Origin of the sequence: Mesorhizobium sp. AA23, from assembly GCF_001672435.1 — a bacterium.
GTDB lineage: Bacteria > Pseudomonadota > Alphaproteobacteria > Rhizobiales > Rhizobiaceae > Mesorhizobium.
Genome location: NZ_LYTP01000033.1, coordinates 59257 through 86060, shown reverse-complemented (window position 1 = coordinate 86060; position 26804 = coordinate 59257). Strand labels below are relative to the sequence as shown.

The following is a 26804-nucleotide window of genomic DNA, read 5'->3' as shown; positions in this document are numbered from 1 at the left end:
GGCCTGGAGGACGGCTCGCCGTGTTCCGGGCGCCGGTCCCGAGCCCAATCAGGGAACCAGTTGCCGGCCGAAGCGTTCTGAGCCCCGTGATCCGCTATTTCGCCCTCGCCTTCATCTTCTTCCAGGTCGCCACGACCGCCGCGCTGGCGACACAAGTGGTGCTGTTTGAGGGCGAGACGGCTGCAGTGCTCTCCTTAACCGGCCCGGCAAGCGCGGCGCCGACGCTGCCAGTCTCCGCCCAAGTGGAGGAGATGACCGACAGGCCAGAGGCGGACGCGACGAAACACCTGCTGATCCAAATTTATCCTGGAAAACAATCCCAGACGTCGCCTACGCAATGACCGATAGGCCGGCGGCGCAGCGCCGCTCTGGGCTGCCGCGCGTCGAAGCTTTTGGCCCAGGCCTGATGCTTTCTGAAAATTGACTTCAGTTTTTGTCGTGACCCTGCGAATTTGGAATTGCGCTGTGAGTCGCGCGTAAGCGCCAAGAATGATCAAGAAGAACAACAACAATAACTTGGCTTGTCTAGGAACTCACGATGGACGGGGCGGCAAACGATCTGCGCATGCTAAGATATGTGGCGGAGATCACGCGCAGGCTGGCGAAGATGCTTTCAAGCACGCGCTATCAAATGCTTGTCTATTTGCTGGAAATGACCGCCGTCGAGGCGGACAGCCTCGCGGCCGACCAGGATCGAGGCACCGGGGCGCGCAAGCTGCCGCGCAATTGAAGGCGGCCCGAGCGGGTCCGGCTTTGATAGGGACTAACGCTGAATACCGCTCCTCCCGGATTCCGGAAAACCGCTGCGCGGTTGTCTCGGAACCGCCTTGACCATGCGCCTTTTCAGCCGCCGACGATGCCGTCCAGGACCGCGAGGCATCTCAGCCGTCGCGCAGCGACGACCGGCCGGTCGTCATGCTCGACGATGGCGCGCTCGAAATTGTCGAGCGCGTCGAGCGCGGTACGCAGATCGATGGCCGGCAGGTCCAATGAAAACAGGACGCGCCGCGCCTTGACCCCCTCGCCGGCATCGGCGCAAGACTGGATGGCCACCCTGCGACGCAACGCGTCGAGCGCGGCAAAGCGGTCGGCCGACGGCGTGGCGCCGTCCGTAGCGGGCAGCATGACCTTCGGCTCAGGCCTTGGCTTTACGCTTGCCCCTGCCGGAATCCGCGGCCGGCTTCCGGCCCAGGCCGGAAGACTTGGCAAGCGCCGAGCGAGTGGCCGAATAACTGGGCGCCACCATGGGATAGTCCGCCGGCAGGCCCCATTTCGCGCGATATTCGTCCGGCGTCAGCCCATGGTCGGTCGACAGGTGCCGCTTCAGCGACTTGAACTTCTTGCCGTCCTCGAGGCAGACGATGTAGTCGGGGAATACCGAACGCTTCGGATTGACGGCCGGCGTCTGCGGCGCGCTTTCCTTCACCGGGGCGCCCCCGGCGAGCTTGCGCACGGAAGCGCTGACGCTGGCGATCAGATCAGGCAGGCCGGATGCCGGAAGCGGGTTGTTGCCCACATAGGCCGAAACAATGTCGGCGGTCAGCTCGATTGCAGTCTTGTCGTCGATATTGGACAATTTTTTCACCTTCTGCTGGCTCTCAAATGACCAGCTGTTTTTAAGACTTTAGTCTAGGTATCTTATTGGACCTGTCCCCCAACGGACGTCCAGAGTCAGTAAACGTGCGAGACTCAATACCGAAGGTATGTTTTCACCGCGGGCCGCGACCGCGCAAGTTAGGAATTCTAATACCTACAACAAACACTTTACAGCACCGAAGCTCTGCACGGGCGAGGAAATGACGCAACAGCACTTCAATTTCTACGAGTAATTCCTGCAAAAATTGGAATTCTGGACGGAAAGCCAATAATTGCGAGCAGCGCTGGCTCTCTGATCAATCGATCATGCCCGATTCGTTAGGGCAAGTCGCTTATTTCGCGGCAACGCCGCGCCGGAGATCGGTCGGGCCGTCGGCCAGAATCTCCAGCACGCGTTTCCAGCGGGCGCAGCGGCCGAAATCCTTCTGCTCGATGGCCTTCTCAGCCTTCATGGCGGCATAGAGCTGCGCCTCGGCGCCGAATTCCTTGACCAGCCAATGCGCCTCCTGTCTGGCCCGGCGTTCGTCGTCGTCAAGCCCGCTCCCTGGCATGTTTCCTGGTACGATCCCTGGCATGGTCTTCAGCCCTCCGGACGTTCGATGCCGACAGCAATGCAACTGCCGATGACAAGGACGGCGCCAGCCATGGCCGTCATCGACAGGCTTTCGCCCGACAGCGCCAGCAAAAGCGTGGAAGCGATCGGCGTGAGATACGCCACGACCGCGAGCCGCCCACCCTGATCGAGGCTGAGCGCGCGCGACCAGAAATAATAGCCGAGCCCCATCGGCCCGGCGCCGAGATAGAGTCCGAGCAGCAGGTCCAAGCCGCCCAGGGCGGCGACGCCGTCATGCAGGCACCATGCGAAGGTCAGCGCCACGCCGATCAGGGCCGAAGGCAGCAGAAGCCGATCCGGCGACACGGCAAGGCGGCCGACGGCAAGCGAGTAGAAGGCCATGCAAAGTGCCGAGCCGAAGGCGGCGCAATAACCGACGGGGCTACCTCCGAACCAGGCATGCGCGCCTCCGCCGGAGATCACCAGCGCGACGCCGGTGAAGCCCAGCGCGGCGGTCAGTCCAAGCAGCAGCGGCCGTCGCGGGCGGCCGAGCACGATGACGGCGGCGGCGACCATCAGCGGCCAGGTGTAGGCAACGAGATTGGCCTCGATGACCGGCATCGAGGCGAAGGCGATGTATTGCAACGCCATGGTGCCGACCAGGCCGATGAAGCCGACGGCGCAGGCGCGCATGGTTCTCCCCTTATCCCCTTGGGGAACAAGGTGGATCGGCACGGAGCACCGAGACGGATGAGAGATGTTGGAAGAAACTCCTGCGTCGGCGATCCGTCCGGCCCCCTTGATCACAAGGGGAGAAGGGAAGAACCTGATCAGCGCAAAGACCAGCGCGGCGCCTGAGAACTGCAGGAACTGCACCTCCGATACCGGGTGATTGGCAAGCAGCGTCTTGCCGACGAAAGCGTTAGTCGCCCAGAGCGCCACGGCGCCGAGGGCAAAGGCCAGCGCCACCGGGGGAGCAGCGCTGGAACGGTCGCTGCGCCTTTCGGCGGTGAGCGGGCCAAGGCTCAGCGATGCTGAAGGCGGCTGGCGACCGGCCGGATCGTCAGCCACTACCACGATTCCCTGGCTCCGCCGGAGACCGGATCGACAGCCGGCTTCGGCACGGGATGTTCTTCGGCGTGACGGCGATAGGCCGGCAGCTGGTTCGTCCAGACGTCCTCGGCCAGTTCGTTCACCCAGCCGCGGTCCTGGTCGTTGTCGGCGGCGAGGTAGAACATGCGGTTGTCGTCGACATAGGGCTTCGCCACCGAACGCTGGTTGAGCACCAGGGTGACCCGCGAGCCGAGCTGGATCGGCGCGGTGCGATGGAGCACGCCGAGGAACTGGCCGAGCGTGGCGTAATTCATCTTGTGGTCGATGCGCATGACCCTGTTGCGCGGCAGGTCGCTGCCGGATTCGAGGATGGCACGCCCCGTCTCGGAATCGTCGCAATAGATTTCAAGATGGCCGCCGATCAGAGGATCGCTGATCGAGAGCGGAATGAGTTCCGTCACCGGAACGCCATCGCAGTGCCAGTCGACGGCGCCGTCCTTGGGGTTCATGAAGGTGACGGTCGAGCCTACGATAGACAGCGGATAGGGTTCGAGCTTGGTGCCCATCATGTCGGACAGCCGTTCCAGCCGCAGCTTGTCGTTGAGCAGTTCCTTGATCTCGGGAATGTAGCGGTCCGCGCCGGTGATGAAGGTGAGGTCGAGATGCTTGTGCACGGCGTGGCTGGCCTTGAGCTTGAGCGCCGCCTCCTCGATCGCGGCGAGCAGTTGCGGGTCGTAGCCGTGAAGATACTGGGCGACGCCGAAGCTCGACACTTTCCACGCCGTATCATGACCGATGATGGCTTCACGGCTCATCGCATAGCGCAGTTCGGGGATTGTATGGGCGTTCATTCTACTTCTCCAAGGTCGGGGCAACACTTGGTAAACAGTCGATTGAGCACCCTCCCCTGTAAATTTAGGAATGCTGGTGCTACTTTAAGCATAGCTAAAGGTCGAACCCCGTGCGTCTGCTCAGCCAGGTCAACTTAAACTCGCTGAAAATCGTGGAGAGCGCCGCCAGGCACCGCAACTTCACGCGTGCGGGCGAAGAGCAGTTCATTACCGCCTCCGCCGTCAGCCAGCGGGTGAAGAGCCTGGAGGACCAGCTGCGCTTCAAGATCTTCCAGCGCGGCGGCAATGCGGTGTCGCTGACGCCGGAAGGCGAGACCTACGTGGCGCGCGTGCGCGAGGCGCTGGAGCGGATCGTGGCTGCCAGCATGGAGGCGACCGGCCAATCCCAGGCGCATGTGCTGAAGATCTGCGTTTTGCCGACCTTCGCGGCGCGCTGGCTGTTTCCGCGGCTTGCCACCTTCCAGCGGCAGTATCCAGATATCGAAATGCGGGTCTCGACTTCCTATGCCACGCATGAATTCGCGACCTCCGAATACGATCTCGAGATCCGCTACGGCGACGGCAATTTCCCCGGCCTCAACTCCGCGCTGCTGTTCAAGGAGGACCTGACGCCGGTGTGCAGCCGCAAGCTGTTCCGCGAGGTGCTGGGCGATAAGCCGCTGTCCAAGGTGACGCCGGAGGACCTCAGGCACTTCACCCTGCTCCACTCCGACACCTGCACCCAGAACTGGCAGTCGTGGCTGGCTTTTGCCGGCGCGAGTTTCGTGCTTGGCGAGACCAAGAGCATCTATTTCGATTCCTGCATGATGTCCTACGAGGCGGCCAATGCCGGCATGGGCTTTGCCGTTGCCAACCGCGCCTATATGGCAAGCGACATCCGAGCCGAGCGGCTGGTCGCCCCCTTCGCGGTCCACCATCCCAACACCGCCGGCTGGTATTTCGTCAGCCCCATCAAGGCGCTCGGCGCCCGCAAGGTGGAGCTGTTCAAGCAGTGGATCATGGCCGAAGCGGCGCTGACGCAGCGCCAGCTGGACCTGGAGATCGCCAACGTGCCGCTGGCGCGCGCCGCGATGGCGTGACGCGGCGGCGCAAGCGACGCAAACACACCCCTGAGATTCTCCGATCTTTGAAGGCCGACAAAGCGTTTGGACGGATACCTGTAGCCGGCTAGCGCGATCGCCCCATGACGCGGCGGAGAGACTCAGCTATCTTTGATCCTGCGGCGGGCCTGATTTTCCCGCTTGGCCGGCGCTTTCCAGCTTCCTCCCAAGCAGCGCCGGCCTTCTTCTGCGGCGCCGCCGCTTCGTCTCCCGACAACATCGTCCGCTCTCATTGCTTCGGCGGCGTGCCGGGCTGGTCGCCGCCGGTGGTCGATTGCGGCACCGGGTTCTTGTCGACCTGCGGGTTTTTGTCGACGGTGTCGCTTGGCGCCTTGGTGGGCTGCACGCTGTTGTCGCAGGCGGCGAGCCCGAGCCCTGCCGCGAGAGCCAGCAGCACAGGAAGTTTCTTCATGACGACCTCCTCTCGTTCGCCCCATTCTTCGAAGCAAACGAGGCGGCGGCGGTTTGGTTGCGCCGTCCGGCGGGAACCAACGCGCCTGTCTCCGGTTGAACCTCGTTAACTCACGAGGAGATGTCATGATCCGTCTGCTGCTCGTCGGCCTGTTCGGCTACACGGCCTATCGCGTCACGATGAGGATCATCGAGGAGGCGTCCGGCGATCTCGCGCCGCCGGACGATCGGCGGTCGCTGCGGCGCCAGTCGGCGGCGATGGGCGTCGAGCCGAAAAGGTAGATCGGCCGTTCTCGCGCTTGTTGGGAAGATGGCCGGCCTATCCAGCACATGCCGGCGCGTACAGCGTCCCCTCTGCCCTGCCGGGCATCGCCCCCCACTTGGCCGCCTTTGGGCGAGATTAGCTGTATTGCGAACAAAGCGGAAACGATGCTTGATGGGCGATGAACATCGCCGCCCGTGATTCGTCCTTCGAAACTCCTGCCTATCTTGCCCGGCTGAACGACGAGCAGCGGCTGGCGGTGGTGCATGGCGACGGCAAGGTGGCCGCGCCGCTGCTGGTGATCGCCGGGGCCGGCTCCGGCAAGACCAGCACGCTGGCGCATCGCGTGGCGCACCTCATCGTCAAGGGCGCCGATCCGCGCCGCATCCTTTTGATGACCTTTTCGCGCCGCGCCGCGGCTGAAATGGCGAAGCGCGTCGAGCGCATCGCCGGCGAGGTGCTGGGCCGCGATGCCGCGATCATCGCCGATGCGCTATCCTGGGCCGGTACTTTCCACGGTATCGGCGCCAGACTCTTGCGCGACTATGCCGAGCAGATCGGCCTCGATCCGGCTTTCACCATCCACGATCGCGAGGATTCGGCCGACCTGATGAACCTTGCCCGGCACGAGCTCGGTTTTTCCAAGACCGAAAGCCGTTTTCCGACCAAGGCCACCTGCCTGCAGATCTATTCGCGGGCGGTGAACGCCCAGGCGCCGCTCGGCGAGGTGCTGGGCTCGGCCTTTCCCTGGTGCTCAGGATGGGCGGAACAGCTGAAGGAGCTGTTCGCGGCTTATGTCGAGGCCAAGCAGGCGCAGAACGTGCTCGATTACGACGACCTTTTGCTCTACTGGGCGCAGATGGCGGCCGAGCCGGAGATCGCCGCTCACCTTGGCTCCCGCTTCGACCACGTGCTGGTCGACGAATACCAGGACACCAACCGGCTGCAGGCCTCTATTCTGTTGGCGCTGAAGCCGGACGGCGCGGGCTTGACCGTGGTGGGCGATGACGCACAGTCGATATATTCCTTCCGGGCCGCGGAAGTGCGCAACATTCTCGATTTCCCAAAACAGTTCGCGCAAGGCACCGAGATCGTCATGCTGGAGCGCAATTACCGCTCGACCGAGCCGATCCTAGCCGCCGCCAACAAAGTAATCGGCGAGGCAAGCGAGCGTTTCACCAAGAATCTCTGGACCGAACGCCGGTCGTCGCACAGGCCGCAACTGGTAAGCGTGCGCGACGAGGCTGAGCAGGCCAATTATGTCTGCCAGGCGATCCTTGCCGAGCGCGAGGCCGGCACGGCGCTCAAGGCGCAAGCCGTGCTGTTCCGCGCCTCGCATCACAGCGGGCCGCTGGAGGTGGAGCTCACGCGGCGCAACATCCCCTTCGTCAAATTCGGCGGACTGAAATTCCTCGATGCCGCGCATGTGAAAGACATGCTGGCGATGCTGCGCTTTGCCGAGAACCCGCGCGACAGGGTCGCCGGCTTCCGGGTGCTGCAGTTGATGCCCGGCATCGGGCCTTCGGCCGCCTCACAGATCGTCGAGGCGATGGCGACGTCGCTCGACGAGACGCTCGGCCTTGCCCGCTTCCGGCCGCCGCAGCGCGCGGCCGAAGACTGGCCGGTCTTCCTCGACATCTACAGCGGGCTGCGCGCCGGCGCCAAATGGCCGGCCGACCTCGAGCGGATCAGGCTCTGGTACGAGCCGCATCTGGAGCGTATCCACGAGGACGCCATCACGCGCCGGGCCGACCTGTTGCAGCTCGAGCAGATCGCGTCGGGCTATCCCTCGCGCGAGCGTTTCCTGACCGAGCTGACGCTCGACCCGCCCGACGCCACCAGCGACCAGGCCGGCCCGCCGCATCGCGACGAGGATTACCTGATCCTGTCCACGATCCATTCGGCCAAGGGCCAGGAGTGGAAGAACGTCTTCGTGCTCAACACGGTCGACGGCTGCATCCCGGCCGATCTCGGCGTCGGCACCAAGGAGGATATCGAGGAGGAGCGGCGGCTGCTCTATGTGGCGATGACGCGCGCCAAGGACAGCCTGCACCTGGTGGTGCCGCAGCGCTTTTATCCGCACAATCAGCCGGCGCGCGGCGACCGTCACGTCTATGCCTCGCGCACCCGCTTTATCCCGGCCTCGATGCTTTCGGCTTTCGAACAGTCATCCTGGGCGAGCGCGGCGATCACGGACGACCCGCGCCAAAAGCCGGGCGTCAAGGTCGATCTCGGCGCGCGCATGCGCGGAATGTGGAAATAGACGCTTACCCAAAGGCGGCTCGACACTCCTACTCAACCCCACGCTGGTGAGGGCGCTCCGTTCCCTGCTGCGGGTTCGTTCAGTGGAACGTGCCGGCGGCCTCGCCGGATAGCCTGCTGCGCGGGCTTTCGAAGCTCACCTGGTCGCGTCCGTTCGACTTCGCCTTGTAAAGATGCCTGTCCGCGACCCGAAACATGTGGTGATAGGTGGTGGGCCCGCTGAACGCGACGCCACCGATGCTGACCGAAAGCGGGCACGGCTGCCCGCCCGGCGCGAACTCGGCCTCGCGGATACGCAGTCTGATCGACTCGGCGACCAGGAAGGAGCGTGTCGCGTCGGCGCCCGGAAGGAAGACCGCGAATTCCTCGCCGCCGATGCGTCCGACGATGTCGGCGCCGTGGAGCTGGTTCCGGATCGTGGTAGCGATCAGCTTCAGCGCCTGATCGCCGCAATCGTGGCCGAGCCGGTCGTTGATCGACTTGAAATGGTCGGCATCGACGATCAGCAGCGCGCCGGCTTCGGCCACCGCGTGGCTGCGGGCCTTGTCGAGATAGGCCTCGACCAGCATCGAGAAAGCGCCGCGGTTGAAGACCGCCGTCAGGCTGTCGGTCGCAGCAATGATGCTGAGCTCCTTCTGGGCGATGGCCAGCTGGCGCATCTTCCACATCAGGAAGAAAAGGAAGGAGCCGCCAAGGATGAGCGGCAGGAACAGGTCGGTGAGCTTGGCCCAGAGCAGCGCTTCGGGTGACAGCGAGGCGAAGTTGAAGGAATCGACAAAGAAGGCCGCGGCAATGAAGAATGCCGTGCCGGCAACGGTGACCAGCGCGACCCTGGCCCAACTGGTGGGGGACAAATCGATGCGCATGGCATTGCTCCCACTACAACTGGCCTATTGTGGAGCGCGAGCGCAAACGAAGTCCTAATATATTGGCTTCAATGGGAATGTGGTTAACCAGGCGTCGAGCGCGCCGCACCGCGATACCAGCTGAAGAAGGCCCGCCGACGCAGCGGCGGGCTTTGCGATTGGCCAGAGGCGCTCGTCAGCGCGCCGTCAACGACGCGAAATCATCAGGCAGAGCGCCCTCAGATCACGATCATAGGTGCCCTCGCTGCTGAGCACATCGACGCAGCGCTTCTTCATCCGCGACAACTGGCTGCTCGACATCTGGGCGACGGCGGAGGACAGGTTCGTCGTTCCCGGCGGCGTCGCGCCGACGGTTCCAGGAACGGCGGCGCCCGCGCCGAGGGCGACGCCAGCGCCGCTCGTGCCGCCGGTCGTCACGTTGAGCGCGCTATTGGTGCCGTTGCCCAAAGTCGCATCGGCTCCAGCCCCGTTGGTGCCGCCGATGGATGCGGTGGCCGTGGAACTGCTGCCGCCGATGGTGGCGTTTCCGCTGCCGCCGCTTGCGCCGCCGATCGAAACCCTGGCGCTGCTGTTGCTGCCGCCGAAGGATGCATTGCCGTCAGCCCCATTTGGCCGCCCGCATTGGCGTCGGCGCTGTTGCCGCCTACGGATACGCCGCCGAGGCTGCCCACGCCGACGCTCTGGGCGCTCGCAGGCATGGCAAGAGCAACGACGATTGCACCACTCGCCAATGTGCTGGCGAATCTTTTTACGATACTGGCCATGACACTCTCCCTGTGGTTTTGTATTTCCGCCTTGCACCGTTTGTTGCGCTTTTCTAGAGCGCGTAGCTTTTGAGACAGAAATACGCCGAGAGTGCCCTTTCGGTTTCTTTAGCTATTTCGCATATGACGAATCGTAGTTTTCAAAAACGATACTTCTGCTTTAAAAATATAGACGAAATTGAAGTGTTTCTTAATTTTTTTGAATTGGCCAACCGGAATCCCGTAAGCTTCAGGCGTAGGCGCGGCCTTCTTCGGAGCGCTGGAACTGCATCAGGTCAAGCGACACCGAGGGTCTGCCGAGGACGGTAAGGCACATATGCGCCTGGCCGCGATGGTGGGTCTGGTGATTGAAGAGATGGCTGAGCGCCGGCGCCAGCCGCTGCGAAACGGTGCGCATGTCGGTGGTCATATAGGAAAATCGCCCGGTGAGCGCCTTATCGGTCATGCCGCCCATCCAGTCGACGATCCTCCTGTCCTCGGCCTCGCGTGCCAGGCGCAAGCCCGGGAAGGCGCGATAGAGGATCGTCGCAAGGTTTGAGGGCGCGTCCCCCTCGCCCGTAAAGCGCTTCATCCAGACGCGGTCGGTGACGAGCAGGTGATTGAGCGTGCCCAGCGTCGAGCCGAAGAAGGCGCCGACATCGCGGCCGAGTTCCTCTTCGCTGAGATCGGCGGCGGCATCATAGATGCGCGTGTTGGCCCATTGATTGTAGGCCGCAAACATCATGAAATGCTGTTTCATTCTTCCACCCGGCTCGCAACGAATCCCGGCTCTTCGTAACCCGCAGGAACCGTAATGACCATTCTGTTCTATGATCTCGTCGGCCACGACGCAAAACGCCCCTTCAGTCCGCATTGCTGGAAGACGAAGATGGCGCTGGCCCACAAAGGGCTCGATGCCACCAAGGTGCCGACGCGCTTCCTGGAAGTCCCCAAGGTGGAAGGCGGCGCGTCGAAGACGGTGCCGGTGATCCGCGATGGCGAGCGCGTGGTGGCCGATTCCTTCGCCATCGCACTTTATCTCGACGAAGCCTACCCCGAGCGGCCGATGTTGTTCGGCGGCGAAGGCGGCAAGGCGACGGCGCGCTTCATCGAACGCTGGTCGCAGCTCACCATCCATCCTTACCTCATGACGGTGCTGCTCACCGATCTGCACAGCATGCAGGACGAGGCGAACCGCGCCTATTTCCGCGAGAGCCGCGAGCAGCGGCTCGGCAAGCGGCTCGAAGAGGTGGTGGCCGGCCGCGACGAGGGGCTTGCCGGCTTTCGTGCCTCGCTCGAGCCGCTGCGCTCGATGCTCAGCTATCAGCCTTTCATCGGCGGGACATCGCCGCTGTTTGCCGACTACATCGTGTTCGGGGCGCTGCAATGGGCGCGCGTCGCCTCGCCCTACCAGCTGCTCGAGACGGGCGACGGCGTTGCCGAATGGTTCGAACGCTGCCTAGACCTGCATGGCGGAATCGGCCGGCAGGTCGCCGCGGCGGCGTAAGCGCTAATCTTCCTCTTGTGGGAAGATGTCGCCGAAGGTGACAGAGTGGGCGCCTCAACAGCTGCGGCGCCTACTTGCGAGTAAGAAGTCGGCGTTTCAGGCGCGGCGCCCCACTCTGGCCTGCCGGCCATCTCCCCCTCAAGGCGGGAATTTTCCGGCTTCATCCTTTTCGACCAGCCTGACGCAGATCGGATCGCCCTCTCCCATGCGGGCGCATTGCCATTCCGGGCCGAAGCCGAAATTCTGCTGTCCGGTTTGTGGAAAGAACAGCAGGACGAAGACGATCACGGCAAGGACCACGGCCATCAAGAAAATGCCGGCGATATCGTCGCGTTTGAGGTAGAGCCGGTTCATCGCCTCCTGCTCCGCTGCCGCGGCGCTCCGGACTGCACGCGAAGCGCGCTCTCAGCCGTCTAATTATCCCGCAAACAGCCGGCCTTGACCAGAAGCCGCCTCCCCTTGGCAAGCCGCCAAGCGGCTTGTATAGAGCCCGCCACTCCAATTTCCATTCCCAGAACAAGGACGACCCAATGGCGATCGAACGCACCTTCTCCATGATCAAGCCGGATGCCACCAAGCGCAATCTGACCGGCGCCATCACCAAGATGCTGGAAGACGCGGGCCTCAGCGTCGTCGCGTCGCGTCGCGTATGGATGAGCCGCCGCGAGGCCGAAGGCTTCTACGCCGTCCACAAGGATCGTCCTTTCTTCGGCGAGCTGGTCGAGTTCATGTCGTCGGGCCCGACCGTCGTGCAGGTGCTGGAGGGCGAGAACGCCATTGCCAAGAACCGCGAAGTGATGGGCGCCACCAACCCGGCCAATGCCGCCGAGGGCACCATCCGCAAGGTGCATGCGCTGTCGATCGGCGAAAATTCGGTGCACGGCTCGGACGGGCCGGAGACCGCCGCGCAGGAGATCAGGTACTGGTTCTCCGACACCGAGATCGTCGGCTGAGACGCTTCGGTCCCGGCAATGAAGGCGGCTCTCGGGCCGCCTTTTTGTTGCAGCGGGCGGCCGGGCAGGCTATAGGAACGGGCGATTGCCCGCGGCTGCGCCGAGGCCTCCGAGCCGGCGAGAAGTGCCATGCTCTCCTGCCTGATCACCTGGTGATCGGCAAGCGGTTGAACCTGGCCGCCATGAGATAGCCGAGCCAGGCCGACGCAAGCGACAGCACCACCACACTGACAAGATAGGTCGCCGCAAGGCCGAGGTCGCCCTCGAGAAGCAGGATGAAGGTGTCGAGGCTCATCGACGAAAAGGTGGTGAGACCGCCGCAGAAGCCGCCGGTCACGAACTGGCGGCCGGCCGGGCCGACCATCAAGCGTCCATCCGGCCTGGTCAGCGTGGAAAAGAACATGATGACCCAGGAGCCGACGACGTTGACCAACGCCGTTGCAAGCAGCGCGCTCCAGCCCAGCAGCGAGACAATAACATAGCCGCACAGGAAGCGCGCCAGCGAACCGATGGCCGCGCCGCAGCCCACCGCCAGATAAAGCCGCATGGCTGTCTGTCTATCGTTTCCAAACATGCGCCCTACCCTGCCATCCGCACGACGGTCCAAAACCCAAAGGCGACGGCAAGCACGCAGAGCGCCGCCGAAGCCACGATGTTGAGAGCGGCGAGCCGCCGCTCGCCGTCGAGCGCGAGGTTGAGCGTCTGCAGGCAGAAGGACGAAACCGTGGTGTAGCCGCCGAACAGCCCGACCACGATCAGGTCGCGCACGAGTTCGGCGGAAAAGATGCCGCCGACGGCCCGCGCCGCGCCTGCGAAGGCGCCGATGGCAAGCGCGCCGGAGACGTTGACCACCAGCGTGCCCCAGGGAAAGGTCTCGCCGACGCTGCGGCCGACAAGGCCCGACAGGAAGAAGCGGGAAACACCGCCGAGGAAGCCGCCGATCAGGACCAGGGCGCAGGCCGCAAGGCTCATCGCTTCTTTGCCTTTCCACAAAGCGATTCCTCGCGGGAATCGCGCCATCAAGACAGGCGTGTGCGAGCGGAAAAAGAAATCCTGCCGCGCGAAAGCACGCCTGGCAGGAGTCATCAGCCCAGATGCGAAAAGCTCGGGCGGTTTCGGGGGAACCCCATCCCCATTTGACGAGGGAAACTAGGTGGTCGCGGGGTCGCGGTCAATCGGGGCCACTATGGTTGCGACGCGCTTCTTCGCGCCCCGTTAACATTTGGCGAATCCGTTATGGTGGCGGACGCGGTGGCGGACGAGAGACCGGAACTCCCGGGGCTGACGCAGAAGCGGCCGCGATCCCTCGTCTCTATGCGTTTCCGGCGTGTCGGAAATTTTGCGAACCAGGCTACGACGTGACCTTCTTCAGCACGATGGTCTGCGGCTTGCCGTCCAGCGGATCGACCTGGTGGCGAGTGTCGGTGAGGAAGATCAGCCGGTCATCGACAGTTATGCGGGCCTGCAGCGCGTAGGCCCTGCCGGGCTGGATTGCCTTGCGATCGAAGCCGATCTCGAATTTGATCGGCACCTGGCCGGCCAGGACGATCTTGCGCTGGCCGAGGAGCGTCGCCGGCGCGTCGGCCAGCGAGATGTCGGCGAGCTCGACCGAAAGCACGGCATTGGGCGGCAGCGCGATGCGCTCGCGATAGGTCACCTCGCCGGCAATCGTCTTTTCGGCGGCACTGGTGAACTCCGGCACGGCAAGCACGCCGACCACCAGCGGCACCAGGCCGAAGATGAAAAATTCCGCAATTCTGTCCAGCATAAGATTGCTCCCGCCCAGCAAATCAAACCGATTTCCAAGGTCGGGAAGGATTGCGGTCGTTCGATGGCCTTGGGGAGGAAATTTCGCCGGCTTGTCCCTCAGCCGGATTGCCAACCGAAATTGCGAAGAGCAGTTCGGGGCGACCCTCTTCTCCCCAAGGGGAGAAGGTGCCGCGAAGCGCGCCGGATGGGGCGATCGCCAAGGCAATGCCGTCCTTGCTTACTTGTCCGGGGTCTTCCAACGATCCGCGGCTTCGTCGTCGGCTTCCTTGGCCTCGACCCAGCAGCCTTCGGAGCCGTCGGCACGGTGCTCCTTCTTCCAGAAGGGCGCGCGCGACTTCAGGTAATCCATCAGGAAATTCGCCGCCTCGAAGGCCGCCTGGCGATGCGCGGAGGCCGCGACCACCAGCACGATGTTTTCGCCCGGCGCGATTTTTCCATGGCGGTGTACGACGGTGAGCCCCTGCAGCGGCCAACGCCCGATGGCCTCAGTGGCGATGCGGCCGATCTCGGCCTCGGCCATGCCGGGATAGTGCTCGAGCTCGAGGGCGGCGAGCGCGCCTTTTTCGTCACGGCAGAGGCCGGAGAAGGTGACCACGGCGCCGATGTCGGCACGGCCTTCGGTCAGCGCGGCAATCTCGGCGGCGACGTCGAAATCCTCCCGCTGGACGCGGATGGCCGGTACGACCGTGCTCGCCATCTCAGCCCCCGGTCATCGGCGGAAACAGCGCGATCTCGCGCGCGCCCGCGATTTTCTCGCGGTGGCCGACATGTTCCTGGTTGATGGCGACGCGAATGACGTCCGGATATTGCAGCGCGTTTTCGTATTCCTCGCCGCGCGACTTCAGCCATCGCAACAGGTCGGCGACGGTCTCGACTCCGGCGGGCAGTTCGACATGCTCTTCCGGCTTGCCGATCCGCTCGCGCACCCAGGCGAAATAGATGAGCTTGGTCGACATCTCACTCGTCCATGATGTGTTTCAGGCCGGCGCGGAAATAGTCGTAGCCGGTGTAGAGGGTGACAAGTGCCGCGATCCACAACAGCACCAGGCCGATTTGGGTGGTCAGCGGGAAGATCTTGTCGCCGGCCGGGCCGACGAGCAGGAAGGCGATGGCGACCATCTGGATGGTCGTCTTCCATTTGGCGAGTTGGGTCACCGGAACCGAGACCTTCAGCGCGGCCAAATATTCGCGCAGGCCCGAGACAAGAATCTCGCGGCACAGGATGATGATCGCTGCCCATAGCGACCAACCGGCAATGCCGGCATGGCGGTCGGTGTCGGCGGCGAGCAAGAGCAGGCAGGTGGCGACCAGGAGCTTGTCGGCGATCGGGTCCAGCATCTTGCCGATGTTGGAGGTCTGCTGCCAGGCGCGCGCGAAATAGCCGTCGAAATAGTCGGTGATGGAGGCGAGCAGGAAGATGGCGAGCGCCGACCAGCGGGCAAAGTCGGAGGACTTCAGATGGCCTTCGAGAAAAAAGCACAGCACCACCAGCGGCACCGCGATGATGCGGGCGTAGGTGAGGATGTTCGGCAGGTTGAAAGCGCGCTGGGCCATATCTGATCGGGATCTCTCTCCGCCTGCCTACTCAAATCAGAAGCCAATGTGGGGGGTCAACAGGCGAGATTCGATTGGTCAACCCAAAATAGGCGCAAGAATGGTCAGCTGTCATGAAAATGGTTGTAGACCAGCTTCGCCACGTGCTCGGAAATGCCATCGACCTTGACCAGGTCCTCGACCGCGGCGCGGCTGACCGCCTTGGCGGTGCCGAAATGGTGAAGCAGCGCCCGCTTGCGGCCTGGGCCGATGCCGACGATCTCGTCGAGCGGGCTCTTGACCATCTCCTTCTTGCGGCGGGCGCGGTGCGAGCCGATGGCGAAGCGATGCACCTCGTCGCGCAGGCGCTGGACGAAATAGAGCACCGGGTCGCGCACCGGCAGCGTGAAAGAGTCCCTGCCCTTGACGAAGAAGCGCTCGCGCCCGGCGTCGCGGTCCTGGCCCTTGGCGATGCCGATGGCGACGACCCGGTCCTCGATGCCGAGATCGGAGAGGATCTTGCGCACCGCCGTCATCTGGCCCTGGCCGCCGTCAATCAGGATGACGTCCGGCCATGCCGGGAAGCTGCCGTTTCCCTCGACAAGATCCTCTGCCGCATCGTCCTCGGCCTCCGCGCCCGCTCCGATTGAAGGCTGGACGTCGCCATGCTCCCTGAGGAGCCGCGAGAAGCGGCGCTCCATCACCTCGCGCATCATGCCGAAATCGTCTCCGGGCGTGATCTCGGTCGAGCGGATGTTGAACTTTCGGTACTGGTTCTTCACAAAACCTTCCGGCCCGGCGACGATCATGGCGCCGACCGCATTGGTGCCCATGATGTGCGAGTTGTCGTAGACCTCGATGCGCACTGGCGGCCTTGCGAGGCCGAAGGTCTCGGCAAAGCCTTGCAATAGCCGCGCCTGCGTCGACGTTTCCGCCAGCCTGCGGCCGAGCGCCTCACGCGCGTTCTGCAGCGCGTGATCGGTGAGATCCTTCTTCTCGCCGCGCTGCGGCACCGAGATCGCTATCCTGCGCCCGGCGCGGGTTGACAGCGCCTCGGCGAGCAGCTCCTGCTCCTGCACCGGCTGGGAAAGAAGCAGCGTACGCGCCGGCAGCTTGTCGTCATAGAACTGCGCGAGGAAGGAGCCCAGCACCTCGGCCGGCTCCAGCGCCGGATCGGCCTTGGGGAAATAGGCGCGGTTGCCCCAGTTCTGGCCGGTGCGGAAGAAGAACACCTGGATGCAGGTCTGGCCGCCTTCCTGGTGGATTGCAAAGACATCCGCCTCCTCCACCGTCTGCGGGTTGATGCCCTGATGCGCCTGCACATGCGATAGCGCCGCGAGGCGATCCCGGTAGATAGCGGCCCGCTCGAAATCGAGCTCTTCGGAGGCTTGTTGCATGGCGGCCGAGATCTCGGTCTTCACCTTCTGGCTGCGGCCGGAGAGAAAGTCCTTCGCCTCGGCAACCAGCTCGGCATAGCCCCGATGCGATATCTCGCCGGTGCAGGGACCGGCGCAACGCTTGATCTGGTAGAGCAGGCAGGGCCGCGTGCGGTTCTCGTAGAAGGAATCCGTGCAGCTTCGCAACAGGAAGGCGCGCTGCAGCGAATTGATGGTGCGCCCGACCGCGCCGGCGGAAGCGAAGGGCCCAAAATAGTCGCCCCTGCGCGAGCGCGCGCCGCGATGCTTATAGATACCGGGCGAGACATGGTCGCCGGTAAGCAGGATGTAAGGGAACGACTTGTCGTCCCGCATCAGCACGTTGAAGCGGGGCCTCAGCCGCTTGATGAGGTTGGCCTCGAGCAGCAGCGCCTCGATCTCGGTGCGGGTGACGACGAATTCCATCGTCGCCGTCTCGCGCACCATGCGGCCGATGCGGGCGGTGTGGAAGCGCCCCTGCGCATAGTTGGTGACGCGCTTCTTCAGGCTGCGCGCCTTGCCGACATAGAGCACGTCGCCGGCGGCGTTCATCATTCGGTAGACGCCCGGCTGGTTGGGCAGCCGCTTGACCAAAGTCTGGATCACCTCGGCGCCGACCATGCCGTCGGCGTCGCCGGCATGCGGCGTCCAGTCGATCGCGGTGAAAGCGACGTCGGGACCGGCGGCAACCGCCTCCGGCTCGACGATTTCCTCCGACGCCTCGTCCTCGATGTCGAGATCGGGCGGCAAATCATCGGCGGCGCCGAGGGGGCTGTGTTTATGGGCAGGACTCATTCCACCATGCCTGTCACATCGGGCGTCTGCCATGCAAGATGCTGGCCGCCGTCGAGCGCGATCATCTGGCCGGTGACGGAGCGCGCTTTCCAAAGATAGCGGATGGTGGCGCCGAATTCCGGCAATTGCGGGCCGCGCTTCAGAATCAGCCCTTCGACCTGCCTGCCGAAATCATCGTCGTCCTGGCGCTTGTTCTTCAGTGTCGGGCCGGGGCCGATGGCATTGACGCGAATGCGCGGCCCCAGCGCCTGCGCCAGCATCTGGGTCTGCGTCCACAGGGCCGATTTCGACAGCGCGTAAGAGAAATAGCGCGGCGTCGGCCGCCAGACACGCTGGTCGATGACGTTGACGATCAGTCCATCCGCGCCTTCCGGCAAGGCGCGAGCAAAGTTCTGCGCCAGCAGCGCCGGCGTCTTCAGATGAATGGCGAAGTGGCGGTCCCAGGCCTGCCAGTCGAAATCCTCGATACGGTCGTCGACGAACAAGGAGGCGTTGTTGACGAGGAGCGTGACCGGGCCAAGGGCAGCTTCGGAGCGGCCGACCAGATCGCCGACGGCTTTCATATCGGTGAGGTCGGCGGCGAGCACGGCGGCACGGCCGCCCTGGTTCCTGATGCGGCTGGCCAGCGCCTCGGCCTCGGCTCCGGAACGATTGGCATGGATGGCCACGGCAAAGCCATGCGCGGCAAGGTCCTCGACGATCGCCTTGCCGATCCTTTTCGCTCCACCCGTCACCAGCACCACGCCAAAGGCTTCTTTCATGTCGTCAATCCTCTATCGGCTTCACGATTCCGGGAAGCCGGCACAATATGACGGGCCAAGCGTTAAATGCCATTTCTACCTGGGGCAGGAATGTGGCGAAGCGGCCCGTACGCACGCTGCCGACCCGGATTGCGGAAGTTTCATAATGCAATATATGTCCCCGAACCCCTTGAACCAAGCGGTGTGCAGCGCAACATGACTAGCGTGCTGACATTCGCTGTTGCGAAGATGCAACGTCACCTTTTGGCCTCATTCGCGCCAGGGAATTACCCAAGTTCAGGTTCGCTTCAGCCGTATTTCAGCACGACATTTGGAACCGTTGAACGCCAGGCCCGTTTATCCCCCCGGACGGGCCGGGGGCATTCATGAACATAAAAAGCCTCGTGTCTTGTGGCTTAAGGAGTAAACAACAATGCAAGCTAATCTCAAGTTTGCGCGGCCGCTGGCGGTTGCGCTCGGGCTCTTCGCCCTCGGTGGTACCGCTTATGCCGCAGACGCCGTCACCGAAGAGCCGCCGGCACCGGCCCCGGTCGCCGAACTCCCCGTCGCTTCCTGGGCCGGCCCCTATGCCGGTATCAGCCTCGGCTACGGCTTCAGCGGCCATGCCGACGCCCGCGACGCCGGCGTCAATGTGAAGACCAAGGGCTTCATCGGCGGCGTCTTCGGCGGCTACCAGTGGCAACAGGACAACTTCGTCTACGGCGCTGAAGCCGATCTCGGTTACAATGGCGTCAAGGGCGACAGCGCGGGCATCAATGCGAAGGGCGGCCTCGAAGGCTCGCTGCGCGCTCGCCTCGGCTATTCCGTGACCCCGGAAATCCTGCTCTATGGCACCGGCGGTCTTGCCGCCAAGAACCAGAAGATCACTGATAGCGTCACCGCCACCGACGAGAGCAAGGCGATGCTGGGCTGGACGGCCGGTGTCGGCACCGACATCAAGATCACCGACAACGTGTTCGGTCGCGTTGAATACCGCTACACCGACTACGGCGACAAGGACTTCGGCGCCCTCGGCAACGTCAAGTCGAAGGACAACCGAGTCACTTTCGGCGTCGGTATGAAGTTCTAAGTCGTCCAAGCCACGACACGGAAAAAGCCGGGCCGCGCGCCCGGCTTTTTTTGTGGTTGGCGTTGCCCCAGGCCGACACGTTTGGCCACGCCTTCAACGCAACCCGGTGGATGGCGCCTGCTGGAAAGCCTCATGGGCTGAAATCGACTGCAGTTGGTCGAGCCAATTCGCGCGCGAGCGCGTGAAGACCTGGGCGTCCGGACGGTAGTCGGCCGGGTCGGTCATGGTCGCGGCGTGAACGTGGATCTCGTCGGGCCATCTGTCGGAGCGGAAGTAGAGCCTGGTGCCGCAGGACGGGCAGAACCCGCGAAAGGTGTTCGGGCTGCTTTCATAGTGCCTGATGACGCCGGCCCAGTTCAGCTGCTCCGGCCTCATGCCCAGGAAAGCAGTGAAGGGAGCGGACGTGGCGCGCTGGCAATCGGCGCAGTGACAGACAAGGTTTCGCGTGAGCTCCCCGGAATAGATCCAGATGACCGCGCCGCATATGCAACGTCCCGCCAGAGATGCCATCGCTTCCTCCGCCGACTGCGTGCCCGGGCCGACCTCGCCTACACCGCCGATGTGAAGGATAGGCCGCGCGATCTGTTCAGGCTGGCCGCTTTGCGACCTTGGCGGGTTTGACCTTCGGCGGCAGTGTCTCGACGAAAGCCAGCGCACGATCGATCCACTCGGCGAGATCTGCCTCGGTTGCAGTGCCTTCCGGCGCGACATGGACATAGCCTTCCATGGAACGCCCGCCCATTTCCATCGGCCGCGCATGGGGCCGTGCGGCTGCGGCCGCGTGCCCGTCCTTGCCGACACGCACAAGCAAACCGCGCTTCGAGGTGCCGACCAGCATATTGCCGTTGATCATGAAGCAGGTGCCGCCGAACATTTTCTGTTCCGTGAAAGCGCGCCGGCCAAGGGCCGCGCGCAGGCGCTCGACCATCGGATCGGGAGTGGTGCTGCTCTTGGTGACTGCCTTCGCCATGCTCAGCCCTCCGCGATTTGCGCGGCATCAGGCAAGCATGGAAGTGGGTCGAGGTTCAAGATGGGCGCGCGAACCGCCAGTCTCCTCGCTCATGGGGGAGATCAGCAGTCCTCACCCCGGCACGCAGCCCTTCAGTTCCGGAAACTTTTCGTCGAAGCGCGCGGCCCAGCGTGTAAGCCGGCCGCGGCCCTTTTCCCACTGGCCGCCGAAACGCAGCGCGAGATAGCCGAGGGTGGCACGCAGCGCCAGCTGGCCGGCGGTGATCTTCTTGGGCAGTTTCGGCGGGTTGGCGTTGAGCAGGTCGAGCGCGGCGGTGATCTTCCCCCACTGACGGTCGAGCCAGGGCTGATAGACCATGGCGTCGGGGCGCGTGCGCCGCTCATAGACCATCGACAGCGCGCAGTCGCAGATGCCGTCGGCCAGCGCCTCCAGCACCTCGGCCTCGAGCCGCTTGTCGGGGTTGCGCGGGAACAGCAAGTTCTTCGACAGCCGGTTGAGATGCTGGGTGATCGCCCGGCTGTCGTGGATCGTGCGGCCGTCCTCCAGCACCAGCACCGGGATCTTGCCCAGCGGATTGGCCGAGATCAGCTCCGCCGGCTTGTCCTCCGTCTTGACCGGCACGAGGTCGATGGCGATGCCGGCATAGGCGGCGGCCATGCGGACCTTCGAACTATAGGGAGAGGTGGAGGCGTAGAGCAGCTTCGGCATGGATCGGGTTCCTGATTGTCCGCGCGCACTGTTGACCGAATGCTCTTGCCAGAGCAACGGCCAGCGTCGCCAAAACCTACCGCCAGTTGGCCGCACCTTGTTCGAGCGGCGCGTGCCGCCGCTACTTCAGGGACCGCTCCATGATGATGGTTCGTTCGTCGTCGTGGAAGCAGTCCCGGAGCGCGGAAGCCAAGTCTGAAATAAAATCGCTCCGCGGTTACCGAGGACGGCACCGTCAGCACCGTCGCGCCGTTTGCCCGCGCTGCTTCCTCGATCTCCAGCATCAGCCCGCTACCCACGCCGCGTCCCTGAAATTCAGGATCGACGAACACAGATCGAACCGTTGTTCCGTCCAGCCCCGCGGTACCGACAATTTTGTCGCCGCAAACGGCGACAAAGACTTGGCGCTTCTTGAAAAGTTGCAGCACGGCCGAGGGGCTGAAGCTCTGCTCAACGCGGGCGATGATTTCCGGCCCGTAATCCCTGGCGTTGTTTTTCCGCAGAGCGGCAACAATGACCCGACTTACCGCTTCGGCACCGCCTCGCCTGCCCGTCGAATTCCAAGCCACAAAGCCATGATCAACCCTTTCTACCTGATCGACGTGCGGCAGCAGCCGACATCGCCCGGACCAGAACGGATCGTGACGATGCGAGCCGGTCGCGCAATAAAAAAGCTCCCGGAAGTTTGCCGGGCGGCAAATTTCCAGGAGCTTTCAGGACAGGCCTTTACCGATCCACTTCGCCCGCTGTCACGCCGAACTGGCGAGAGGGGCGCCTCGACGGCACCCACCCTCGCCTGTTCAGGCTCGCGAGCGAAGTTACGCGATTACTTCTTGGCCGGCGCCTTCTTGGCAGGCGCTGCCTTCTTCACGGCTGCCGTCGACTTGGCGGCTGCTGCTTTCATCGGCGCCTTGGCGGCGGGCTTGGCCGCTGCCTTCGCTGCCGGCTTCTTGGCGGCGGGCTTCGCTGCCGCCTTCGCGGCGGGCTTGGCTGCCGCCTTCGCGGCCGGCTTAGCCGCAGCCTTCGCCGCAGGCTTTGCCGCTGCCTTGGCCGGAGCCTTGGCCGGAGCCTTGGCTGCTGCCTTCGGTGCCGCTGCCTTCTTCGCTGCTGCAGGTTTCGCGGCAGCCTTCGGTGCCGCTTTCTTTGCCGGCGCTTTCGCCGCCGGCGCCTTGGTTGTCGTCTTTGCCATGCGATGCCCCTTGCGTTTTGCCCAAGGTCGTGAGTGACCCGGCGTGCTCATGCATATCTGACTCGCGGCTATCTAGCCAGCGAAGCAACACATTGAATTTCAGTTATTGAATTTTGGTTACGCAAGACGCGTTGACAAGGGCATCGGCGAAAAAAACGACAGAGAATCTTTGCCCGTCGAAGTGAAATTGCGCCGTCGAGAATTCCCGATGCTCTCTATCGCCGGATCATCCAGACATCTTGATGCCGCGCAGAGCGTAGAATGTGAGCGTATTGCTCATAATGGACAACGCACACCAAACAAAGCACCTCATCTTGTCCAGCGGAAAGATTTACAAGTCAAGGCGGAGCAGAACCGAACCGGCGAAGGGGCAAAGCTTGCGCGGCAAAAAGCGAGCTTACAGCTCACATTCAAAAAACTGCCGCTGGAGAGCTTGATCCGCTCAGGCTCCACTGCAGACGGCGTGAGGACTCCGCCGTTCCATGCTCCTCGCAAGTTCCGAGGGGAGAAAACCGTTGCGCACAGTCCTGGAATTGCTGTTCTTCCTGGTCGCAATTCCGGACGGAAAACCGCTTCGCACTTTTCCTGGAATTGCTGTTCTTCCTTGGTCGCAGTTCCGGACGGAAAACCGCTTCGCACTTTTCCTGGAATTGCTCTCAGGCCAAATGTGAGTATTCTGGTTATATTCTCGGGAGGCAGGTTGGGGATGTCTACTCGCATTGCAAAGCCAGCCCCGCGCATGCGCAAGGAGCCGCGCCAGGCGCGTTCGGTCGCCACCGTCGAGGCGATAATCGAAGCAGGTGCCCGCGTTCTAAGCGAGATCGGCTGGGCGGGCTTCAGCACCAACAAGGTGGCCGAGACCGCGGGCGTGAGCATCGGGTCGCTCTATCAATATTTCCCCGACAAGCTTGCGCTGGTCGACGCCATCCGACGCCGCCACTTCGACCATGTGCTGTCCGTCATTCGCGAAGCCGCGGCCGAGGAGAAGCCGCTCAGGCAATTCGCGCGCGAGCTGGTGCGCGGCATGATCGCCGCGCACAGCATTCACCCGACGTTGCATCAGGTGCTGCTCGACGAGACGCCGGGCGACCGCGGCTCGCGCGCCGCGCATGCCTCGTTCCAAGCCCGCTATCTCGAGCACTATGCGGCGGCCGTCGCGCAATACCGCCGGCGCCTGAAGAATACCGAGACCGTGGCGCGCGTGCTCTCCTCCGCCGTCGAGGGCGTGATCCACAATGCGGCGCGCCGCAACATGCTCGATGCGCCGGAGCTGCAGAAGCAGCTCGGCGAGCTGATCTGCGCCTATCTGTCCGGCCAGGGCGCGCGAGCGTGACCAGCGCGATACCGACGCCGTCAGGGTCGATAGCCGAGGCAGATCGCGCCCAGCGCGACGACGGCACAGGCTCCGATACGGCGCGGCGTCAACTGCTCGCCGAGGAAGAAGCGGCCGATGAAGGCCGCGAAGACGACACTGGTCTCACGGATGGCGGTGATCGGCCCGGCCGGCCCCAGCGCGAAGGCGGCGACCACCGCGCCATAGGCCAGCAGCGCGAATAGACCGCCGCTCAAGGCCTTGCGTGTTTCCGGCGCACGCAGGTCGACAGTGAGCCTGCCGCTCAGGCCGACGAAAGCCGCCGGCAGCAGGGCACCGTAAATCAGCAGCACCCAGGCGGTGTAGGCGGCGCTGTCGCCGGCGACGCGCACGCCGATCGCGTCGACCGTCGCATAGGCCGCGATGATGATGCCGGTGGCCAATGCGTAGAGGATCGATGTCACTGAGGCCCTGCCCCGCCCGACTGACAGAGCCATAATGCCGCAGGCGACCAGCGCGACGCCGATGAGTTCCGGCGCGGCGAGCCGCTGGCCGGCCAACAGGAAGCCGCCGAGCGCCACCAACGGCGGCACGCTGCCGCGCACGATCGGATAAACCTGCCCGAGCTCGCCATAGCGGTAGGCGGCAACCAGGAACACGCTGTAGCCGACCTGAAGGACGGCCGATAGCACGACATAGGGCCAGGCAGCCGCAGCCGGCAGCGGATGGAAGAGCGCCAGGACAATAGCAGCGGCAGTGCTCGAGAAGCTCATGACCGTGACCGTCCACAGCCTGTCGGCCCCGGTCCGTAGGAAGGCGTTCCAGCTGGCATGCAAAATGGCCGCGGACAGCGCGAGCCCAACGACCGTCGCGTTCATTGGGGGACCTGCGCGCCGGCGAGGATGGCGGAAGCCGCCTTGCGCGCATTGGCGATGGCGGCATCAGCCTCCCCCATCTGGGCCAGCAGCGTCGCGCCCTCGATCAGCATCAGCAGCGCCGTGGCGACGCCCTCGGCCCGCTCCGGCGGCATCTCTTCTTCCAGGATGGCGCGCAGGCGCGCCCGCAAACCGTTCTTCTGGCGGCTGGCTGCCTTGAACACCGGATGATCGGGATCGCCGAACTCGGCGAGCGCGTGCGCGAACAGGCAGCCGTGGAAGTCCGGATCGCGAAACCAGCGTTCGTGCCAGTCCAGTATCGTTAAGATCTTCGCTTCCGCCGTGTCCGCCGTCGCGGCCAGCCGGTCGAGCTGGCGTTCGAAACGCGCCGCGCGGTGCTCGAGCACCGCGACGATTAGCTCGTCCTTCGCCGGGAAGTGGCGGTACATCGTCATCTTGGCGATGTTGGCCTCGGCAATAATTCGGTCGATGCCGGTGGCGTGGAAGCCGTCGCGCTTGAACAGCGAATACGCGGTGTCGACGACATGCTGGCGTTTGGCGGAGGGCGATGAGGGCATTTATGCTGCCGCGTGATGAGACAGGTCTGTCTCTTTTTAGGCAACGGTTCGACAGTTGTCAATTGGCGGCCGATTAGCCGATTTGCTTCCGGCGATAGCCGGCAAGCTCACAATATTCGCGATCGGACTGATGCGGTCGGCGGGCCGCACTGAGTGTCCTGCGGCCTGAAGGCCGCAGGCCGGGGAATGGATCGGCGGCTTCTTACCGAAGCACGCGGCAGCGGCCGTTATAAACCATCCAGCGGTCGAAGCCGGAGACGCAGAACTCGACATTGTCGCCGATCGAGGCGAAGCCCTGGCCTTCCTCGATCAGGTAGAAGATCGAGCGGTCGTGGCCGTCCGACAGGCTGACGGTGGCGCGGCAATAGTGCCGGCCGATCGGCCATCTCTCGCTCGACGGCAGATAACGATGCAGGCGGATGTTATGGAAATCGGTGATCGCGACATCCGGCAGGTGCGGCACATGATGAACCTGATAGCTGAAGCGGTCGGTGATCTTGCTCAGCACCCAGGCCTCGCCGCAGACGCTGCCGTCATCCTCGGTGTAAACGGCAAGGTCGGCGGCCTGCGCTGCCTGGGTGAAACCAAGCGACGTGCCAAGCGGCGTCAGAAGCGAAATCAGCGCGGCAAGGGCGGAACGGGCGAAGCGAGTCATGACAGCCTCTCAAGGTCGGTTGCGCGCACTGTGCGGATTCGCTTGGCGGCGGTCAAGCGGTTGTGAAGACAATGGTTTCCCAAATCATCGTTCCAGATGCGGTCCGGCTGTCAGACGGTTCCCGCCACCAGCAGTCCGCCGACGACGGCCAGGTTGATCAGCAAGGCGTTGCGCAGCACCTGCCGCTCCGGCTCTTCGGACTCCCAGAAGCGCAGCAGCGCGACGTTCGTCGACAGCGTGAACAGGACAAGCGCGCCGGCGGCGAAAGGCACGGCACGGCCGAGCGCAAGCATCAGGCCGGCGACGACTTCGAGGGCTGAGCCGGCTGCCAGCATGACAGCGGGAGCCGGAAACTTCCGGCTCGCCAGATAGTCGCACATCGCCTTGAATTTCACGAAGTGCTCAATGCCGGCGAAGACGAACACGCCGCCGATGAGAAGCGCGCCTATCGCCTGAATGGTATCGATCGACATGTCGACCTCCTGCAGGCTTCCGGGTCAATCCTTCGGGATGAAAGCGGGGTTGTAGACGACTTCCCAGAAATGATCGTCGGGATCCTGGAAATAGCCGGCATAGCCGCCCCAGAAGGTCTTTTGCGCCGGCTTGGCGACGCGCGCGCCGGCCTTGACGGCCTCGGCCATGGTCGCGTCGACCTCGGCCTCGCTCGCCACGTTGTGGCCGATGGTGAACTCGGTCGGGCTGCGGCCGCTCTGCGGCACGGTGGCGTCGAGGGCGATGTTCGCGCGCTCGAAGATCGCGAATTTCAAGCCGCCGGCAAGCTCGAAGAAGGCGACGGCGCCATGCTCGAACTCGCGGCCGATGATGCCTTCGGTCGGCAGGCCCAGGCCGTCGCGGTAGAATTTGAGCGACGCCTCCAGATCGTCGACGCCAAGGGTGAAGACGGTGATGCGAGCTTTCATTTCTCTCACTCCCTTCTATATTCGTCACCACATCCGCGACCGGATGCGGCGCAGTGAAGGCGCTGGACGCGCCAAGAGGCTGCATCTGTTTTGCCAC

General features: G+C 63.8%; 38 protein-coding genes and 1 riboswitch. Of the genes, 10 read left to right on the top strand and 28 right to left on the bottom strand.

Annotation, left to right across the window (positions count from 1 at the left end; all coding sequences use genetic code 11):
• Window positions 1-86 precede the first annotated feature (86 nt).
• Window positions 87-341 carry a hypothetical protein gene (locus tag A9K66_RS28290; protein ID WP_156751164.1) on the top strand — a complete coding sequence of 85 codons (255 nt, stop codon included), beginning with the start codon at window positions 87-89 and terminating at the stop codon, window positions 339-341.
• A 197-nt stretch (window positions 342-538) separates the two neighbouring features.
• On the top strand, window positions 539-730 hold the full coding sequence (locus A9K66_RS28285; protein ID WP_067330421.1) for a hypothetical protein: 192 nt from the start codon (window positions 539-541) through the stop codon (window positions 728-730).
• Window positions 731-843: 113 nt separating this feature from the next.
• Here the strand turns inward: A9K66_RS28285 and A9K66_RS28280 are convergent, their stop codons facing one another.
• The 5 genes from A9K66_RS28280 to A9K66_RS30905 all read right to left on the bottom strand — a co-directional run bounded on the left by A9K66_RS28280 (window position 844) and on the right by A9K66_RS30905 (window position 4053).
• Window positions 844-1125 carry a hypothetical protein gene (locus tag A9K66_RS28280; RefSeq protein WP_067330418.1) on the bottom strand — a complete coding sequence of 94 codons (282 nt, stop codon included), beginning with the start codon at window positions 1123-1125 and terminating at the stop codon, window positions 844-846.
• A gap of 10 nt (window positions 1126-1135) precedes the next feature.
• Entirely contained in the window at window positions 1136-1576 is a 441-nt protein-coding gene (locus A9K66_RS28275) for a MucR family transcriptional regulator (RefSeq protein ID WP_066995912.1), read from the bottom strand.
• A gap of 352 nt (window positions 1577-1928) precedes the next feature.
• Window positions 1929-2171 carry a hypothetical protein gene (locus A9K66_RS28270; protein WP_245307741.1) on the bottom strand — a complete coding sequence of 81 codons (243 nt, stop codon included), beginning with the start codon at window positions 2169-2171 and terminating at the stop codon, window positions 1929-1931.
• 5 nt (window positions 2172-2176) lie between these two features.
• Complete coding sequence (locus tag A9K66_RS28265; RefSeq protein ID WP_245307740.1) at window positions 2177-3220, bottom strand: DMT family transporter; 1044 nt, start codon at window positions 3218-3220, stop codon at window positions 2177-2179.
• Window positions 3220-4053, bottom strand: coding sequence for a hypothetical protein (locus A9K66_RS30905; protein ID WP_066995820.1), 834 nt, complete (start codon window positions 4051-4053; stop codon window positions 3220-3222). Before A9K66_RS30905 ends, A9K66_RS28265 begins: the two co-directional genes overlap by 1 nt.
• Window positions 4054-4163: 110 nt before the next feature.
• On the opposite strand from A9K66_RS30905, the gene A9K66_RS28255 reads away from it, so the two are divergent.
• A complete protein-coding gene (locus tag A9K66_RS28255; protein ID WP_067330413.1) occupies window positions 4164-5132 on the top strand; it encodes a LysR substrate-binding domain-containing protein in 969 nt (322 codons plus the stop codon).
• A 250-nt stretch (window positions 5133-5382) separates the two neighbouring features.
• Here the strand turns inward: A9K66_RS28255 and A9K66_RS28250 are convergent, their stop codons facing one another.
• Window positions 5383-5565 carry a hypothetical protein gene (locus A9K66_RS28250; RefSeq protein ID WP_067330410.1) on the bottom strand — a complete coding sequence of 61 codons (183 nt, stop codon included), beginning with the start codon at window positions 5563-5565 and terminating at the stop codon, window positions 5383-5385.
• Window positions 5566-5690: 125 nt separating this feature from the next.
• On the opposite strand from A9K66_RS28250, the gene A9K66_RS30900 reads away from it, so the two are divergent.
• Window positions 5691-5846: a hypothetical protein gene (locus A9K66_RS30900; RefSeq protein ID WP_082954124.1), complete on the top strand. Its 156-nt coding sequence runs from the start codon at window positions 5691-5693 to the stop codon at window positions 5844-5846.
• Between the two features lie 161 nt (window positions 5847-6007).
• Complete coding sequence (locus A9K66_RS28245; RefSeq protein ID WP_067330406.1) at window positions 6008-8089, top strand: ATP-dependent helicase; 2082 nt, start codon at window positions 6008-6010, stop codon at window positions 8087-8089.
• 79 nt (window positions 8090-8168) lie between these two features.
• Here the strand turns inward: A9K66_RS28245 and A9K66_RS28240 are convergent, their stop codons facing one another.
• The 3 genes from A9K66_RS28240 to A9K66_RS28230 form a co-directional block, all read right to left on the bottom strand.
• Entirely contained in the window at window positions 8169-8954 is a 786-nt protein-coding gene (locus A9K66_RS28240) for a GGDEF domain-containing protein (protein WP_067330405.1), read from the bottom strand.
• Window positions 8955-9140: 186 nt separating this feature from the next.
• Complete coding sequence (locus tag A9K66_RS31390; protein WP_245307739.1) at window positions 9141-9401, bottom strand: hypothetical protein; 261 nt, start codon at window positions 9399-9401, stop codon at window positions 9141-9143.
• Window positions 9402-9947: 546 nt separating this feature from the next.
• Window positions 9948-10457, bottom strand: coding sequence for a DinB family protein (locus A9K66_RS28230; protein WP_067330402.1), 510 nt, complete (start codon window positions 10455-10457; stop codon window positions 9948-9950).
• 54 nt (window positions 10458-10511) lie between these two features.
• Here A9K66_RS28230 and A9K66_RS28225 point away from each other — a divergent pair, with 54 nt between their 5' ends.
• On the top strand, window positions 10512-11204 hold the full coding sequence (locus tag A9K66_RS28225) for a glutathione S-transferase family protein (protein ID WP_067330399.1): 693 nt from the start codon (window positions 10512-10514) through the stop codon (window positions 11202-11204).
• 138 nt (window positions 11205-11342) lie between these two features.
• Here A9K66_RS28225 and A9K66_RS28220 read toward each other — a convergent pair whose 3' ends face one another.
• A complete protein-coding gene (locus A9K66_RS28220) occupies window positions 11343-11558 on the bottom strand; it encodes a hypothetical protein (RefSeq protein ID WP_067330396.1) in 216 nt (71 codons plus the stop codon).
• A 176-nt stretch (window positions 11559-11734) separates the two neighbouring features.
• On the opposite strand from A9K66_RS28220, the gene ndk reads away from it, so the two are divergent.
• Complete coding sequence (ndk, locus tag A9K66_RS28215; RefSeq protein WP_067330393.1) at window positions 11735-12157, top strand: nucleoside-diphosphate kinase; 423 nt, start codon at window positions 11735-11737, stop codon at window positions 12155-12157.
• Window positions 12158-12302: 145 nt separating this feature from the next.
• Here ndk and crcB (A9K66_RS28210) read toward each other — a convergent pair whose 3' ends face one another.
• The 8 genes from crcB (A9K66_RS28210) to A9K66_RS28175 form a co-directional block, all read right to left on the bottom strand.
• Entirely contained in the window at window positions 12303-12704 is a 402-nt protein-coding gene (gene crcB / locus A9K66_RS28210) for a fluoride efflux transporter CrcB (RefSeq protein WP_245307738.1), read from the bottom strand.
• A gap of 32 nt (window positions 12705-12736) precedes the next feature.
• A complete protein-coding gene (gene crcB, locus A9K66_RS28205; RefSeq protein WP_067330731.1) occupies window positions 12737-13129 on the bottom strand; it encodes a fluoride efflux transporter CrcB in 393 nt (130 codons plus the stop codon).
• A 97-nt stretch (window positions 13130-13226) separates the two neighbouring features.
• Window positions 13227-13300: riboswitch (Fluoride riboswitch) on the bottom strand.
• A gap of 208 nt (window positions 13301-13508) precedes the next feature.
• On the bottom strand, window positions 13509-13925 hold the full coding sequence (locus A9K66_RS28200; RefSeq protein WP_082954123.1) for a YbaY family lipoprotein: 417 nt from the start codon (window positions 13923-13925) through the stop codon (window positions 13509-13511).
• A 219-nt stretch (window positions 13926-14144) separates the two neighbouring features.
• The gene (locus A9K66_RS28195) at window positions 14145-14624 is read right to left on the bottom strand and encodes a molybdenum cofactor biosynthesis protein MoaE (RefSeq protein WP_067330388.1); all 480 of its coding nucleotides are present in this window, start codon (window positions 14622-14624) and stop codon (window positions 14145-14147) included.
• A gap of 1 nt (window position 14625) precedes the next feature.
• Complete coding sequence (moaD, locus tag A9K66_RS28190; RefSeq protein WP_067330385.1) at window positions 14626-14883, bottom strand: molybdopterin converting factor subunit 1; 258 nt, start codon at window positions 14881-14883, stop codon at window positions 14626-14628.
• Window position 14884: 1 nt separating this feature from the next.
• A complete protein-coding gene (gene pgsA / locus A9K66_RS28185; RefSeq protein WP_067330383.1) occupies window positions 14885-15481 on the bottom strand; it encodes a CDP-diacylglycerol--glycerol-3-phosphate 3-phosphatidyltransferase in 597 nt (198 codons plus the stop codon).
• 104 nt (window positions 15482-15585) lie between these two features.
• Window positions 15586-17670, bottom strand: coding sequence for an excinuclease ABC subunit UvrC (gene uvrC, locus A9K66_RS28180; RefSeq protein WP_067330379.1), 2085 nt, complete (start codon window positions 17668-17670; stop codon window positions 15586-15588).
• Window positions 17667-18431, bottom strand: a complete 765-nt coding sequence (locus A9K66_RS28175; protein ID WP_067330376.1) for an SDR family oxidoreductase — start codon at window positions 18429-18431, stop codon at window positions 17667-17669. The genes uvrC and A9K66_RS28175 overlap by 4 nt, the downstream gene beginning before the upstream one ends.
• Before the next feature lie 412 nt (window positions 18432-18843).
• On the opposite strand from A9K66_RS28175, the gene A9K66_RS28170 reads away from it, so the two are divergent.
• Window positions 18844-19500: an outer membrane protein gene (locus A9K66_RS28170; protein WP_067330375.1), complete on the top strand. Its 657-nt coding sequence runs from the start codon at window positions 18844-18846 to the stop codon at window positions 19498-19500.
• 93 nt (window positions 19501-19593) lie between these two features.
• Here the strand turns inward: A9K66_RS28170 and A9K66_RS28165 are convergent, their stop codons facing one another.
• From A9K66_RS28165 to A9K66_RS28150, 5 genes are all read right to left on the bottom strand, one after another.
• Window positions 19594-20010 carry a GFA family protein gene (locus A9K66_RS28165; RefSeq protein ID WP_067330374.1) on the bottom strand — a complete coding sequence of 139 codons (417 nt, stop codon included), beginning with the start codon at window positions 20008-20010 and terminating at the stop codon, window positions 19594-19596.
• A gap of 76 nt (window positions 20011-20086) precedes the next feature.
• Window positions 20087-20470 carry a TfoX/Sxy family protein gene (locus tag A9K66_RS28160; protein ID WP_067330372.1) on the bottom strand — a complete coding sequence of 128 codons (384 nt, stop codon included), beginning with the start codon at window positions 20468-20470 and terminating at the stop codon, window positions 20087-20089.
• 111 nt (window positions 20471-20581) lie between these two features.
• Window positions 20582-21127, bottom strand: coding sequence for a glutathione S-transferase family protein (locus A9K66_RS28155; protein ID WP_245307736.1), 546 nt, complete (start codon window positions 21125-21127; stop codon window positions 20582-20584).
• Window positions 21055-21606: a GNAT family N-acetyltransferase gene (locus A9K66_RS31385; protein WP_245307748.1), complete on the bottom strand. Its 552-nt coding sequence runs from the start codon at window positions 21604-21606 to the stop codon at window positions 21055-21057. Before A9K66_RS31385 ends, A9K66_RS28155 begins: the two co-directional genes overlap by 73 nt.
• Window positions 21607-22004: 398 nt before the next feature.
• Window positions 22005-22367, bottom strand: coding sequence for a hypothetical protein (locus tag A9K66_RS28150; protein ID WP_067330367.1), 363 nt, complete (start codon window positions 22365-22367; stop codon window positions 22005-22007).
• 515 nt (window positions 22368-22882) lie between these two features.
• Between A9K66_RS28150 and A9K66_RS30895 the strand changes: the two genes are divergently transcribed.
• Together A9K66_RS30895 and A9K66_RS28145 are read left to right on the top strand one after the other, a co-directional pair.
• Complete coding sequence (locus A9K66_RS30895; RefSeq protein ID WP_197507533.1) at window positions 22883-23038, top strand: hypothetical protein; 156 nt, start codon at window positions 22883-22885, stop codon at window positions 23036-23038.
• Between the two features lie 68 nt (window positions 23039-23106).
• A complete protein-coding gene (locus tag A9K66_RS28145) occupies window positions 23107-23700 on the top strand; it encodes a TetR/AcrR family transcriptional regulator (RefSeq protein WP_067330364.1) in 594 nt (197 codons plus the stop codon).
• Between the two features lie 20 nt (window positions 23701-23720).
• On the opposite strand, the gene A9K66_RS28140 is transcribed toward A9K66_RS28145, so the two are convergent.
• From A9K66_RS28140 to A9K66_RS28120, 5 genes are all read right to left on the bottom strand, one after another.
• The gene (locus tag A9K66_RS28140; RefSeq protein WP_067330361.1) at window positions 23721-24557 is read right to left on the bottom strand and encodes a DMT family transporter; all 837 of its coding nucleotides are present in this window, start codon (window positions 24555-24557) and stop codon (window positions 23721-23723) included.
• On the bottom strand, window positions 24554-25132 hold the full coding sequence (locus A9K66_RS28135; protein ID WP_067330359.1) for a TetR/AcrR family transcriptional regulator: 579 nt from the start codon (window positions 25130-25132) through the stop codon (window positions 24554-24556). Before A9K66_RS28135 ends, A9K66_RS28140 begins: the two co-directional genes overlap by 4 nt.
• A 202-nt stretch (window positions 25133-25334) precedes the next feature.
• Window positions 25335-25787: a hypothetical protein gene (locus A9K66_RS28130; RefSeq protein ID WP_067330356.1), complete on the bottom strand. Its 453-nt coding sequence runs from the start codon at window positions 25785-25787 to the stop codon at window positions 25335-25337.
• Between the two features lie 110 nt (window positions 25788-25897).
• Entirely contained in the window at window positions 25898-26260 is a 363-nt protein-coding gene (locus A9K66_RS28125) for a DoxX family protein (RefSeq protein WP_067330354.1), read from the bottom strand.
• Window positions 26261-26284: 24 nt separating this feature from the next.
• Window positions 26285-26707 (bottom strand): VOC family protein, encoded by a 423-nt coding sequence (locus A9K66_RS28120; RefSeq protein WP_067330351.1) that lies wholly within the window; start codon window positions 26705-26707, stop codon window positions 26285-26287.
• Between the last annotated feature and the right edge of the window lie 97 nt (window positions 26708-26804).